Here is a 13,411-nt window from a genome sequence, read left to right on the forward strand (position 1 = left end):
GCGGCGAGCGCGCTGGTCCTGCTCGGCGTCCCGACGCCGTGGCGACGTCGGCAGGTGATGCCGGCATCGCTCAGCGTGGACGCGGCGGCGCTGGTCGCCTTGGCGCACGGGCACCTGAGCGCGTCGCGGCTCGTCCCGCCGACCCCGAAGGCGCGGGCGCGTGACGACTGGCACCGCGTCCCGGCCGCCGAGGTGCTCATCCGGTTGGACAGTAGCCCGGAAGGGCTCAGCGCCGCCGAGGCGGGCTCCCGCCGCCCACCGACTGCTCCCGCGCCGAGCGCACTTCGGCAGTTGCTGGATCATGTCGCCAACGAGCTGCGCAACCCGCTCACACCGGTGCTCGCGGCCGGCGCCGCGCTCTCTGTTGCCGTCGGCTCCGTGCTGGACGCGGCGATGGTAGCTGCGGTCGTATTCGCCGATGCTGGTATCGGAGCGCTGCAACAGCTCGGGGCCGACCGGGCCCTCGCCGCGCTCGACCGGGTGGCCGCCCAGCGGGTGCGGGTCCGCCGCGATGGGACCGAGCGTGGCGTCCTCGCCGAGGAACTGGTCGTCGGCGACATCATCCGGCTCGGTCCGGGCGAAGGGGTGCCCGCCGACTGCCGCCTGCTCGAGGCCGAGGGCCTGGAGATCGACGAATCCGCGCTGACCGGTGAGTCACTGCCTGTGGCCAAAGTCCCCGCGCTCGTCGACGCGGAGGCGCTGGCAGACCAGACGTGCATGTTGTTCGCCGGCACTGCTGTCGCGACGGGACGAGCCACCGCGGCCGTGGTAGCGATCGGGGCTGACACGGCCGCAGGACGGGCCGCCCAAGGCGTCACATCCCCGCGCACCGGGGTGGAGACCCGCCTCGAGGCATTGGCCGCGCGAGCCACTCCGGTCGCGCTCGGCGCGGGGGTCGTCACTATGGCCGCCAACCTCGCCTGGGGCGCCCCTCTGGCCGATACACTGGCTACCGGGGTGAGCCTCACGGTCGCGGCCGTCCCCGAAGGCCTTCCGATCCTCGCCACCGCTGCCCAGCTGGCCGGGGCCAGACGCCTGGCCGAACGGGGTGTGCTGGTCCGCAACGAGCGAGCTGTGGAGGCGCTGGGCCGGGTCGATGTGCTGTGTGTGGACAAGACCGGCACCCTTACCCACGGAATCCTGCGCGTCACCGCCGTGCATGACGGACGGCAGGGTGCTGCACCCGATCAGCTCTCCGGCAGGCACCGGCGGATCCTCGGCACTGCCCATGCCGTGGCGGCGGCAACTCTGCCGCGGCGTCGCCGCCTGGGCAGCACCGACGACGCCATTGTCACCGCCGCGACCGCGGCCCGGCTCGCGCCGCCCCCGGCGGCACTGGCCGAGCTGACCTACGAGTCGGGCCGGGCCTACCACGCGATCGTCGTCCCGGACGAGAGCGGTGTACGACTGAACGTCATCGGGGCTCCCGAGACGATCCTGAGCCGCTGCGCTTACCACGAACACCCCACCTCCGGCCACGTCGCGATGGACCGCGGCCGGCTCGACGCACTTGTCGAGGAACTGGCCGGAGACGGCGGCCGGGTGCTCGCCGTCGCGACCCGCGGGCTCACCGCGCCACCGGACGGCGAGTTGACCGAAGACGACGTCATCAGCCTCACCCTGGCCGGCCTCCTCGTCCTGTCCGACCCGCCCCGCGGCCACGCCGCGGATGCCCTGGAGCGAATCACCCGAGCCGGTGTGCGGCCCGTGCTCATCAGCGGCGACCATCCTGCGACGGCCCGCTGGCTGGCCACCGAGGTCGGAATGCTGCCCGCGGCCGAGGGCAGCATCGGTGTCGTCACCGGCCCCGAGCTCGATCGCCTCGATGACGACGCCCTCGACGCACTGCTGCCCGGAGTGTCCGTCTGTGCCCGTGTCACGCCGGCCCACAAGGTCCGTTTGGTGGCCGCCTACCGCAGGGTCGGGCACTGCGTCGCCATGACCGGCGACGGTGTGAACGACGCGGCCGCGATCCGGCTCGCCGACGTCGGTATCGCCCTCGGCAGCGGCCGCAGTACCGAAGCGGCCCGCCATGCCGCCGATGTGGTGCTCGTCGAGGACCACATCGGCAGCATCGTCGACGCACTCATCGAGGGCCGTGCCTTGTGGGTCGCTGTCCGCGACGCGGTCGCCAACCTGATCGGCCACAACTACGGCGAGATCGCGGTAATCACCGGTGTAAGTCTGCTGACCGGCATGACTCCGCTCACCGCCCGCCAACTACTGCTGTGCAACCTGTTCACCGACACAATCCCGGCGCTGGCCATCGCCATGCGGCCGGTGCCCGACCTCGATCCGGAGCGTCTGCTCGCCGAGGGCCCGGACCGCTCCATCGGCCCTCTGCTCACCGAACGGATTATCGTGAACGGCGTCGCCACCGGCCTGGCAGGCGCCGGCGGCTACCTGGCCGCCCGCCTCACCGGGACCATAGGGCGGGCTCGCACCGTCACCCTGCTGAGTATCGTCGGCGCCCAGTTGGGCGAGACCGCGGTGCTGCGGCCCACCGACCCGGTCGTCGTCGGCGCGGCCGCCGCGTCCGCGGCAGCGTTGCTCGGCATCGTCGAGACTCCTGGCCTGAGTCAGTTGTTCGGATGCCGACCGGCAGGCCCCGTCGGCCTGCTCATCGCGGGAACCGCAGCCCTGTCGGGCACCGTCGGCACCCTGTTGTTCCCACCCGCGATCACGCCCAACTTCGACGAAGACCGACTCCGGAGCAATGGCGCAATACCAACGAAGTTCCGAGTGTCGCCTGGTAGCGGGTGATTCGTCGGTTCGATCGCATCCGCGTGGAAGTGCGCGAACGTCGTTTGGCGCTGCCCTATTTATCACCGCGGCCTAGGGGGCGAGAGCGGACCGCGACGAGTGGTGCGGCGAACAGGTGCGCGTATTCGAAAGCTATGCGGGTGGCTTCGGCGCTGTCGGCGTCTTCGTCGACGCCGAGGACCACAGGCCGCCGATCTGGTAGCTGCCCGGGTTCTCCTCGCCAGACGGTGACCGGACATGTGGTGTGTTCTGTGACGGTCCTGGCCCGCGAGGTGGCCGCGAGGACATCGGTGGTTCCGGCGTCGGGGTGACCGAGTACGAGCAACCGGGCATTCTCCCCGACAATGGCCAAACCCTGCGCCGCTTGTCCCTCGATTAGCTCACCGATCACTTCGAGATCAGGGGAACGTCGACGGACAGCAGTGCTCCCGCACCGGGATTCGAGCTCGAGGAGACGTCATGAGCACGGCAACGTAGGCCACAGAACGGGTTGGTTCGGATCAGGTCGCAGCGAGGTGAAAGTCGACGGTGTCCGGGCCCGGGAACATTTCCGCAGTCACATGCACCTCGACGGTCCCGGCGAAGTAGGGCGTTACCGGGATCGTGGCTGCGAGGCCGGCGGAGCTGGTGACGGCGTGCCAACGAATGCCGTCAGGACTGGGCGGTGACGGGAAGACCGGCGACGCCGAACCCCGAAGGGTGAAACACACTTCGACACCCTCGACTCCGGCGCCGGAGGAATCGGTGACTTGGACGACGCACGATTCGGGGAACGCTGTTCCGGCCGCGGTCTTCTGTTTGTTGCCCGCATGGATGTGCAGCCTGTTCTCGGCCATGGCATACCTCTGGAAACCCTTCGAGAATTCGAGTCAATCGCGAGCCGCGCCCGCCGAGGAAGAGTCTTTGGTCCCCTGTCTGGGCCGGCGGAGGATTCACCACAAGTCGCCGCGGACCGTTGTTCCGCCGCAGCCGGTGCTTGAGATCTGTCCGTCCCGGGTTCCCCGGTGGGCCTCGGCGGATCCGATCGAATCCACCGCTCCCGCATCGGCACTGTCTGCCTCCGGTCGGCGTCGTCAAGGGCTGACAGCCTCCAGGCATCCAACAAACGAAAGTCCCTGACCTCGGACTGCGCGGAACCGGCGGTGGCTGGCGGCATGGTCGGCCACCTTGTCATCACTGGTCCCAGGCGTTGACAGCGGCTACGCGGCCGATGGTGTGATCAGGCCGTAATGCCCGTCGTAACGGTGGTAGAGCACGCTGCCGCGACCCAGATCGCGATCACAGAAGAACACGAACCGCCAGCCGGTCAACTCCAGTCGCTCGATGGCTTCATCCGTGCTGAGCACCGGCGCCGCGGCCGGGCTGACGGTGACCGGCACCGCGCCGCGGGCGAGGGCGTCCGGTCGCGGATCCACTTGAGCCAGGCGGTACCCGCCGTTCTCTGTGCGGTACAGCACGCTGTCGCTGCCGCTGCCGGATTCGGTGAACAAGTGGAAGTCGTAGTCCATGGATTCCATGTCGAAGGCGGCGTCGTCACAGGTCTCATCGGCGAGTGTGTACGACTTGTGCCGGACGATCTCACGCACCTCGGCCGGCCTCGGGAAGTAGGGCAGCAGCTGTCGCGGCGCATCCCCGTGCCGCCATTCGTGCGGTCCCAGCCCCGGCCGGCCACCGCGTACGGCCTCCCAGTGCCGCGATATCCGCTCCAGCCGTGCCTTCAACCGCGCCTCCAGCAGGTCGACGGCCTCCCGGGTCGTGTCCGCCGTGACCTGCACACGCACCGCACGGCCCTGCATGTTCACATTCGCCTGAGCGACGATTGGCTTGGCGGCCGCGGGGTCGCGATGACCGGTGAGCCGGACCCGCGCCGACAGCACGCGTTCGGAAGCATAATCAAGCGCGTGTGCGATCTTCTCGCGCGCATAGTCGGCCCCCGCCGCGGACACGTGGTGACCGACCGAGACCTGCAACACCGAATCCGGTCCCAGCGCAGACGCTCGTTTGGTTCGCTCCATTCACCGAACTCTGCCAGCGCCGCGGCCCTATCGAGAGAGCCCAAGGTCCCGCACATCGAACGCCTTCGGCCACAATTGCGATCCGGCACCCGGATTGGCCGCCGCGATCGCAGCATCACCACTGTGGCCGCCGGCCAGTGGTGGCCGGCAACCGGCCGTCCCCGAGGTTCCCGGCGGGCGGCCCGCACTGGCACCGGCCATGCCCGGATGGCAGCTTCCGCAGGGGGCGCGGGAGCGGCGTGCAGCATGACGACTGGATCGGGGGTGCCGAAAGTCTCGAGATCGAAGGACCGGCGACCCGCACGTCGCGGACGTTGCGCACTTCCGACTGGATGGAGCCATCGGCGATTGTCGGTATAGACCAGCGTGCCGGCCGTAGTGGTCGCGAAGGCGGAGCCGTCCGTCTGCGCGCCCGAACCGGCTCCCGCTGTTCGCGCTCCTCGAGGGCCCTGGGCTCTTTTCACTCCGGTGCGATCTCCGTGTGAGGGAAGCTATGAACGCGAAGCAGTCGCCACAGCGCCGCTCTCCCCGATTGCGGTGGCGGTCGATACTGGTCGAGGGTCGCACTGCCCACTACGCGGTCGGCGGGCTCGGCCCTCGTGTGCTGTTCCTACACGGCTGGGGACTCGGTGGACGGGCCTACGCCGGCCCGCTCGATCAGCTCATCCACCTGGGAATGCGCGTGTACGCCCCCGCGCTGCCCGGGTTCGGCGGCACCGCCAGCTTGCCGGCCGAGCACCGAACCATCGCCGGGTACGCCCGGTGGGTCGGCCACTTCGCCGACGCGATCGGCCTGCCCCGACCGGTGACACTGGTCGGGCACTCCTTCGGCGGCGGCGTCGCGATCAAAGCCGCCCATGACCTGCCCGACCTCGCCGAGCGGCTCGTGCTCGTGAACTCCATCGGCGGCTCGGCGTGGACCGACGGCCGCGGAGCGGTGCGCGCGCTGCGCGAACGTCCGCTGTGGGATTGGGGCCTGCACCTGCAGGCTGACCTGTTTCCCCACCGTCAGATGACTCGGGTCCTACCGGTGATCTTGCGCGACGCGGTGCCGAACATGATGCGCAACCCGACCGCGGTGTGGGAAGTCGCCCACCTCGCCCGAACCGCCAACCTGGCCTCCGAACTCACCGCGCTCGCCGAACGCCGGCTACCGATCTTCGTAGTGTGGAGCACACGCGACACGGTCATACCCGAAACCACGTCGATGTCTCTGCGAACCGCCCTTGGTGACCCGCGGGCCTTCACCGTGCCCGGCGGGCACACCTGGCTCATGTACGACCCCCACGCTTTCGGCGAACTCATCACCAACGTGATCCGCGAACCAGTTACCACCCCGACGCCATCACCGACCGACTCGTGGCAGAACGAGCTGGGACATCACGCAGTCGAGAACAGATTTCGGTGAGGTCGACCACATGCCAAGAACCCGGCACCGATTCGAACACGCATGGAATGCCGGTGATCACGAAACATGAATCTCGACGCAATTCGGTCAGAACTCGCAGACGCGGCCGACGCATCCGCCGCTGAAGTCGGTGCCGGCCCGCGGGATCGCAGGTTCGGGGGCCGCGAAGGTGAGCACCTGCCCCTCGCGGCAGCCGTAGCGGTAGACCGTGATGCCCTTGACCTTCGCCTTCCAAGCTGCCAGATAGATGGCGCGGATATCGTCAACGGTCGCGGTGGCGGGCAGGTTGACCGTCTTCGACACGGCTGCGTCGACATGCCGCTGCACGGCGGCCTGCATCCGCAGATGCCATTCCGGCGCGATCTCGGAGGCGGTCGGGAACGCTGCCCGTACTTCGGCGGGCAGATGCGGGTAGCCGCGGACGCCGCCTCGCTGCGCGATCTCAGCGATCAGCTCGTCGCTGTAGAGGGCCCGGTCGCGGGCGAGCCGGTCGAAGCACGGGTTGACTTCCAACAGGTGCCTGCCGACGATCGCGCGAGTGAAGGCGATGGCGAACATCGGCTCGATCCCAGCAGTGGTGCCCGCGATCAATGAGATGGTGCCGGTCGGCGCCACCGAGGTGACCTGCGCATTGCGCAGCGGTGCCGAGCCGGCGAACCGGCTGTCGGCGAATGCGGGGAACGCGCCCCGGTCTTCGGCCAGCCGCGCCGACGCCGCGTGCCCCGCCTGCTGGATGCAGCGCATAACCCGGCCAGCCAGACGGACCCCCTGTTCACTGTCGTACGGGACGCCGAGGCCGGCCAGCATCTCCGCCAATCCCATGACGCCCAGACCGATCTTGCGGCCGGCCCGGGTGGTCTCGCCGAGTTCGGGGAACGGGTAGCGGCTGACATCTATGACGTCATCGAGGAAACGCACCGCCAACGCGGTGACCTTGGCGAGCCGGTCCCAGTCGACGTGACCGGCGGTGGTCATCCTGGCCAGGTTGATCGAGCCGAGGTTGCAGGACTCGTAAGGCAGCAACGGGACTTCCCCGCACGGGTTGGTCGCTTCGATCCGACCGCGCTCCGGCGTCGGGTTCGCCCGGTTGATGGTGTCCAAGAACGCCAACCCCGGGTCCCCGCACGCGTGCGCGGCCGCGCAGATCGCATCGAACAAGTCGACAGCCGGTACCCGCGCGACCGTCTTGCCGGTTCGGGGGTTGACCAGACGGTGGGTGCCGTTGCGTTCAACGGCCCGCAGGAAGGCGCTGGTGACGCCGATCGAGAGATTGAAATGGGTGAGCTCCCGCGGCGAGTCGGCCTTTGTGGTGACGAAGTCGTAGATGTCGGGGTGCGACACGTCCAGCAAGGCCATGCATGCGCAGCGGCGGCGTCCGCCCATCGAGACGACACCAGCGGCGGTGTCGTACAGCCGAAGGAATGACAGCGGCCCACTGGCCGTGGTCCGCGTGGATGCTATCCGATCCCCGGCGGGCCGCAGGTGGGTGAAGGTGTATCCGGTACCGCCGCCGGCTTGCTGAATTTCGGCGGCCTGCGCAAGCGTTTGGAAGATCGAGTGCAGCGAATCATCGACTGGCAGGACGAAGCAGCCGGCGAGCAGGCCGAGACCGGTGCCTGCGTTCATCAGTGTCGGCGAGTTCGGCAGAAACTCCAGGCCGCGCAGCAGCCCCGAGAATCGCTCCGCCCAGTGCGCCGACGATCCGCGCCGGTACGCATCCTCGGCCGCCGCGACATGGTTCGCGACCCGGTCCATCATCTCGCCGGTCGATTCCGCCGGCCGACCCCGCCCGTCGCGCAGCAGATACCGTTCCCGTAGCACGGTCACCGCGGCCAGACTCAGCTTCAGCTCGTCGCGTACCCCGAGCAGGGTCTTCGCAGCACGCAACTCCGCACGTCGCTGGCGGTAGATGATGTACGCGCGGGCGACGTCGTCGAAGCCGGTGGCGCTCAGTTGCGCCTCGACCAGGTCCTGGATTTCCTCGACGGTCGCTACTTTGTGTCCGAGCTGCTCGGCGACGTCACGGGCAGTGATTGCCGCAAGCGTGGAATCGGGACGTCCCGCCTCGCGCGCCGCTCGCGCGACCGCGGCTTCGATCCGCGTCAGATCGAAGTCGACCAGGCGCCCGTCCCGGCGCCGAACCTTCGCCGGCCGCTCTACCACCGTCCGCGCTGACCCCATGTGTCGAGTATCGGCCCCGCACGTCGCCGATGACATGCCTGTGGGTGATCGAATTCTTGTCGATGACCTGGCGCCCGCCGGTCCACGGGCGAAAGGTCATGATGGTCGGTGACACATCACACTGTCGGTCACGGTCCCGGGTAGCGAATCGTGAAGGGTGGCTCGAACGTGTGAGGAAGGAGCCCAGACCATGGGAGTATTCGGAATGATTACTCTGCTCGGGCTCGCGGCGGCGTCGATTATCGATTTCGACTTGTTCGCCGTGTGGGGTCTGCACATCCGCAACCATGCGCTCGGCATCGTGTTCACCGGCCTGGTCATCGTCGGCACCGCCTGTTTCTGGCAGCCGATTCTGGGCTTCTTCGAGGGGTTGCCCCACAAGCAGATGGACTGTGCAGTTGGCCGGTGTGCTGGGTGCGCCGTTGATTGTCGCCGTCGCCGCTGTCATTGCGCACCGCTTCCGGCTCGCCGCTGAATCCCCCCGGTGAGTCCGGAGACTTATTGGTGTGAACCCGGGGCCGTCTGCTGGGCCGGGTATCTCTGGTCGATGCGCGTCGAAGTGGATGGACCGGTCTGCGCTGCCAGCGTTCGACCTGCCCCAGGTAAGTCCAGTGGACTCCGCACGCATGCGCGGCCGCTTGCTGACTCCAGACGAAGATATGGCGTCTTCTATCGTGCCGCCAGCGGTCACTACGAAAGAGCGTGGCGCACGCCGCCATGGCGGCAACGTGCTGAGCACCATAACTCAAGGTCAGATCGCCTTCCGGGTTCGAGGCGGCCATCCGCTTCCTGCGTCGTGCGGGTGACCGTCGGGGTGTCAGCGGTGGGGATGGTGTTCGATGGGGGTCGTGGACAGTGTCGACTTCGCAAGGGTCGTAGCGGAATTCGGCTCCGCCTCCGCGCTGTTGGTCGAGCCGGGGTCGTCGGCCGCGGCTCATGTGCCGGCGCGGTGGGCCGGGATCGCAGCGGGTGGGGATTCGAACGCCCGGCGCGCGGCTGCGGTGGCTGTGTGGAATCTCGACTTGTTTGTCGATGTGCTGCCGCGGTTCGGGGTTGTGTTGGAGGAATGCCTCGACGATGTGCGGGTCTGCCTGCTGCGGGGTGACTGGGTGCTGCTGTATGCGCTGCGAAAGCCGTTTCAACCGCACGAGTTCCGTATCGGATGGGATCCGGAGACGTTCGGCGCCGACCGGCCGCCGTATTGGGATGCGCTGCCGGAGGCACTGCGGGTGTTCCTCTCCACGGTGCATGCGGGGTTCACCGATCTCGACGAGATCTCCTACGGTCCTGCCCGTCCCCGGGACATGCAGACCTATTCGGTGCTGAACTTGCCCGAGGCCGTGCGCAATTGGGAAACGGGCGAGGACATTCCGGGTGGCCGGGCGATGCTCATCGCCAAGGGCTTGGGTGATACGCGCTACTTCGTCTCTCCCGACCTGCCCCGAGGCGCCATCGGCTGGGAGGCCGACGGCCACATGGAGCGGCCACTGGACTTCGCCGGAACCTTCGACGAACTGATGAGCTACGGCTTCCAGCTCGAGCGTGATCACCCGCCCGCGACCACCGCGCCCGAGACACCGCCGACACCCGAAGAATTGCGGCAGGCGATCATGTCCATGCCCAGGGCGGCGCGGGCAGTCTTCTGGAACCGCGAACTCACCGAGGACGCCGCGCGCGACCGTATCCGCGATCTCGTCGCCGAGCTGCTCGACGCGCTGGGCGGACAGATGCGCATCCGCCCGCAGGATGGCCTCGACGGCGAGACGATACTGCCGTTCGATGACGACGCGGGCAACATCTACCAGGTCGACCGACTCGAGGCCCGCTACTTCCTCGACCCACCTGCCCTCGACCGCGCCGACATCTATCCACCTGTGATCGTCCGAATCTGGGAGCAGCAGGGGTGGCGGGTGACGCTGTCCACCGACCCTGGCGGCATCGTCACTCACGCCCGCACCTCCGACTGGTACGAACTGACCCTGACCCACCGTGACGACACGTTGCGTCTGTCTGTCGCATCGCCCGGCTTCCACCGACCACAATGATAATCTCGTGCGCTCCAAGGGAATGGACCTCGGCGCTATTACCTTGGAGTGCAGCCATCGACGGGAACTCGGCGGGAGTGTCTGATCTCCGCTGGATCTGATTTCGGTCTGACTGGCCGATCCTGAGGGTTCGGCGGAAGGATCGTTTGATGTCGGAGACACTCGAATCCGTGGTGGATGCGGTGGATCAGAAGAAGCCGGCCCAGCAGCTGCTGGCCTAGGCCAAAGAGCAGGGCATCGAGCTGCTCGGCCCGGGCGGTGCTGGGTTTGTCAGGCGCTGCGCAGCCGAATTCTTCGGGTCGCGTCGAGATGTCGGGCGACGGTGAACTGGGCGGTGGTGCCGACGACTGGGGGCGTGCCGGACCAGGACAGGACGGACCAGAGGCCATCGAATGCGACGAAGTATTCGCGGTTGCTGGGGAAGACGTCGGTGATCTCGGCGGTGACTGCGGAGCCGACGGGGTGGCGGTTCTTGGCGTCGCACCATTCGGACTCGCTCATGACGGGAAACCTTGTTGTGCTCGATCGGAAGGCGGGATCGAGAGGCCAGAGGCGAACCTGGCCGCGTGTGTGCTGGAGGACCTCGAACTCGGTCACTGTGCCGACAGCCGGCCATTGGTCGGCGGAAAACGGCAGATTCAGGATGTCGACGAATCCGGTGGGTGGATGGCCCAAGTCGACGAACAGTCCGACGACGCCGGGTCGCGGAATCAGGGTGACCACTCCGGTCACATGGTCGCCGATCGGATAAAGGCTGTGAGCGGCGTTGAGTTCCTCTTCGAGTTGGGGGTCAGGTTCGATCATCGTTGGACTATTTCAACGATCACTTCTGCCGGTTGTCAATGGTCAGGGCTTGGTGGGAGATCAGTGCCGACCATTGCCCACGGTGCATTCGTGGTGCGGTCAACTGGGCAAGTGCGGTTGCCGCAGAGGGTGGGCAGTACACCGTTGCCGCAGTGCTCGTCGCTGAGCGCGTAGAAGCCGTACTTCTCCAGATCCGGGTGTCGCCGCACCGGTTCGCGAGTGTCCTGCAACACGAGGATGCCGTCCGCGGCAGAGGGGCCCTTGCGGGCCACTTCGACCAGGCGGACAGCGTGCTGCCGCAGTAACGGCAAGACGTGAGCAGCGAACATGTCGCAGGTGCTGGTCCACTCGTCACCGGTCTGGGCGACCAACACGATCAAAATCGACAGATCGTCCAGCAGCTCCGCGGGCCGGAATTTCGGTTCGAGCAGTGTGCGCACCACGCCGCGAGCGCTTTCCACTCCCATCCTTCTCCCGCTTATTAAGAGGTGTTGCAGTCCAGAGGTGTTGCAGTCCAAGGGGGACCAGCGGAGGGGCTGTACGGTTTGCCATCCAGAAGATGATGTGCTGCCACGAACCTGCCATCATCGGAACCGTCAGCGCATGTAGGAGACGATGCTCATCATTCCGGCTTCACCGTGGTAGGCGTTGTGGCAGTGAACCATCCACTGACCGGGATTGTCGGCGTCGAAGTCGACCTCGACGGTCTGCATGGGCGGCACGATGGAGGTGTCCTTGCGTGGGCCGGTGCCCGCGGCGGTGACGACCTGGAAGGTGTGACCGTGCAGGTGCATGGGGTGGAACATCATTGTCTGGTTGACGAACCGCAGCCGAACCCGTTGTCCTTCGGTCACATCGAGCATGGCGTGCTCGGGAAACGCCTTGCCGTTGATCATCCAGAGGTATTTGGCCGCATCGTTTCCGAGGGTGGCGTCGAGTGTCTTGTCGGGCTTGCGGTTGGGCAGCCGTACGGATTCGACGGACATCAGCCGGTCGGCGGTGAGCGGGGGTGTCGACAGTGCAGCCAGACGGATTTCGGGGGGCGGTGGTGCACCAGCGCCGGTGCGGAGGAGGGCGAAGCCTTGGCCGGTCTTGCCTTCGGCGGAAGCGACCAGAGGGAACACTCCGTCGGCCAGTTGGACGACGGCGTCGTAGCGTTCGCCCATGCTGATGAGCAGGCTCGAGGTGGTGACCGGCTGCACGGGGAAGCCGTCGCTGTGGGTGACGCGCAGTTGGTGGCCGCCGACGGCGACGCGGAAGGCGGTGTCGGAGGCGGCGTTGATGATCCGCAGCCGGATTCGCTGGCCGGGGCGAGCGGTGATTGTGACCGGATCGGCGCCGATGCGGCCGTTGATCAGGTAGTACGGATAGTCGCTCACGTCTCCGGTGTCGGAGCCCAGCGGCGCGTTGGGGTCGGTGGGCATCGTCATCGTGGAGGAACCGCCCATGTTCATGCCGCCGTGGTTCATGCCGCCCATGTTCATGCCCGACATGCCCGACATGCCCTTGGCGCGTAGCTGATCCAGTTGCTTGTCCGGGTCGCGACCGTTGACGCCGTCGAGCCAGTCGTCGAGCACCACGACGGCTTCCAGGTCGTAGTCATTGCCGTCGGCGGGATCTTCGATGATCAGCGGCGCGTACAGGCCGCGGTCGAGTTGGATTCCGACGTGTGGGTGGAAGAAGTACGTGCCGGGGTCGGGTGCGGTGAATTCGTAGCCGAACGTGTCGCCCGGCGGGATCTGCGGTTGTGTCACCGCGGGTGCGCCGTCCATGTCGTTGCGCAGTGCGATCCCGTGCCAATGGACCGTCGACGGTACGGGCAGTGCGTTGGTGAGTTCGGCCCGCAGTACATCTCCCTTGGTGATGCGGATTTCCTGGCCGGGCAGTTTGCCGCCGTAGGCCCAGGTCTGAACCTGCACGCCGCCGAGGTCGACGGTGGCGGGCTCGGCATGCAACCTCATGTCCCGGATGGGGGCATCCGCAGCCCGCCGCGTGTTCTCGGCTGCGCGGACTGCCTCGGAGTCTGGTTCGACGAGTGTGCGTGACGCGGTGGAATCATTCGAGCAGGCGGCGAGAACGGCGGCTGCTGTGACGCCGGTGCCGAGGGCGAGGAAGCCGCGGCGAGTCATCGACGTCGGGTGGGGGAACTGGCTGGATGACATGGGTTTCTCCCTGGGGTGACGATTGGGGTTCCG

At 67.4% G+C, this 13,411-nt stretch carries 11 protein-coding genes; 4 read left to right on the forward strand and 7 right to left on the reverse strand.

Going from position 1 to position 13,411, the window contains the following annotated elements; genetic code table 11:
* Positions 1–2,763: cation-translocating P-type ATPase (locus NA8_RS13735; RefSeq protein ID WP_157106687.1), on the forward strand; the 2,763-nt coding region annotated here is incomplete at its 5' end.
* A gap of 55 nt (positions 2,764–2,818) precedes the next feature.
* On the opposite strand, the gene NA8_RS13740 is transcribed toward NA8_RS13735, so the two are convergent.
* From NA8_RS13740 to NA8_RS13750, 3 genes are all read right to left on the reverse strand, one after another.
* Positions 2,819–3,154, reverse strand: coding sequence for a hypothetical protein (locus NA8_RS13740; RefSeq protein WP_063050781.1), 336 nt, complete (start codon positions 3,152–3,154; stop codon positions 2,819–2,821).
* 109 nt (positions 3,155–3,263) lie between these two features.
* Positions 3,264–3,599, reverse strand: a complete 336-nt coding sequence (locus tag NA8_RS13745) for a hypothetical protein (protein WP_063050782.1) — start codon at positions 3,597–3,599, stop codon at positions 3,264–3,266.
* A gap of 363 nt (positions 3,600–3,962) precedes the next feature.
* The gene (locus NA8_RS13750) at positions 3,963–4,778 is read right to left on the reverse strand and encodes a ribosome hibernation promotion factor (RefSeq protein ID WP_063050783.1); all 816 of its coding nucleotides are present in this window, start codon (positions 4,776–4,778) and stop codon (positions 3,963–3,965) included.
* A 493-nt stretch (positions 4,779–5,271) separates the two neighbouring features.
* On the opposite strand from NA8_RS13750, the gene NA8_RS13755 reads away from it, so the two are divergent.
* Positions 5,272–6,186 carry an alpha/beta fold hydrolase gene (locus tag NA8_RS13755; RefSeq protein WP_084466774.1) on the forward strand — a complete coding sequence of 305 codons (915 nt, stop codon included), beginning with the start codon at positions 5,272–5,274 and terminating at the stop codon, positions 6,184–6,186.
* Between the two features lie 87 nt (positions 6,187–6,273).
* On the opposite strand, the gene NA8_RS13760 is transcribed toward NA8_RS13755, so the two are convergent.
* Positions 6,274–8,367, reverse strand: a complete 2,094-nt coding sequence (locus NA8_RS13760; protein WP_063050784.1) for an adenosylcobalamin-dependent ribonucleoside-diphosphate reductase — start codon at positions 8,365–8,367, stop codon at positions 6,274–6,276.
* 205 nt (positions 8,368–8,572) lie between these two features.
* On the opposite strand from NA8_RS13760, the gene NA8_RS13765 reads away from it, so the two are divergent.
* Positions 8,573–8,842: a hypothetical protein gene (locus NA8_RS13765; RefSeq protein WP_063050785.1), complete on the forward strand. Its 270-nt coding sequence runs from the start codon at positions 8,573–8,575 to the stop codon at positions 8,840–8,842.
* Between the two features lie 373 nt (positions 8,843–9,215).
* Entirely contained in the window at positions 9,216–10,412 is a 1,197-nt protein-coding gene (locus tag NA8_RS13770) for a hypothetical protein (protein ID WP_063050786.1), read from the forward strand.
* Positions 10,413–10,682: 270 nt separating this feature from the next.
* Here NA8_RS13770 and NA8_RS13775 read toward each other — a convergent pair whose 3' ends face one another.
* From NA8_RS13775 to NA8_RS13785, 3 genes are all read right to left on the reverse strand, one after another.
* The gene (locus tag NA8_RS13775; protein WP_063050787.1) at positions 10,683–11,216 is read right to left on the reverse strand and encodes a hypothetical protein; all 534 of its coding nucleotides are present in this window, start codon (positions 11,214–11,216) and stop codon (positions 10,683–10,685) included.
* A 35-nt stretch (positions 11,217–11,251) separates the two neighbouring features.
* Positions 11,252–11,677 carry a hypothetical protein gene (locus NA8_RS13780; protein WP_157106688.1) on the reverse strand — a complete coding sequence of 142 codons (426 nt, stop codon included), beginning with the start codon at positions 11,675–11,677 and terminating at the stop codon, positions 11,252–11,254.
* A 135-nt stretch (positions 11,678–11,812) separates the two neighbouring features.
* Complete coding sequence (locus NA8_RS13785) at positions 11,813–13,378, reverse strand: multicopper oxidase family protein (protein WP_063050789.1); 1,566 nt, start codon at positions 13,376–13,378, stop codon at positions 11,813–11,815.
* Between the last annotated feature and the right edge of the window lie 33 nt (positions 13,379–13,411).

This window comes from Nocardia arthritidis NBRC 100137 (assembly GCF_001612765.1).
Taxonomy (GTDB): Bacteria; Actinomycetota; Actinomycetes; order Mycobacteriales; family Mycobacteriaceae; genus Nocardia; species Nocardia arthritidis.

Bases quoted from the DNA above. Each gene is read 5' to 3' on its own strand.
- NA8_RS13745 (WP_063050782.1), bottom strand. From the start codon at position 3,599: ATGGCCGAGAACAGGCTGCACATCCATGCGGGCAACAAACAGAAGACC.
- NA8_RS13750 (WP_063050783.1), bottom strand. From the start codon at position 4,778: ATGGAGCGAACCAAACGAGCGTCTGCGCTGGGACCGGATTCGGTGTTG.
- NA8_RS13755 (WP_084466774.1), top strand. From the start codon at position 5,272: ATGAACGCGAAGCAGTCGCCACAGCGCCGCTCTCCCCGATTGCGGTGG.
- NA8_RS13760 (WP_063050784.1), bottom strand. From the start codon at position 8,367: ATGGGGTCAGCGCGGACGGTGGTAGAGCGGCCGGCGAAGGTTCGGCGC.
- NA8_RS13765 (WP_063050785.1), top strand. From the start codon at position 8,573: ATGATTACTCTGCTCGGGCTCGCGGCGGCGTCGATTATCGATTTCGAC.
- NA8_RS13775 (WP_063050787.1), bottom strand. From the start codon at position 11,216: ATGATCGAACCTGACCCCCAACTCGAAGAGGAACTCAACGCCGCTCAC.
- NA8_RS13785 (WP_063050789.1), bottom strand. From the start codon at position 13,378: ATGTCATCCAGCCAGTTCCCCCACCCGACGTCGATGACTCGCCGCGGC.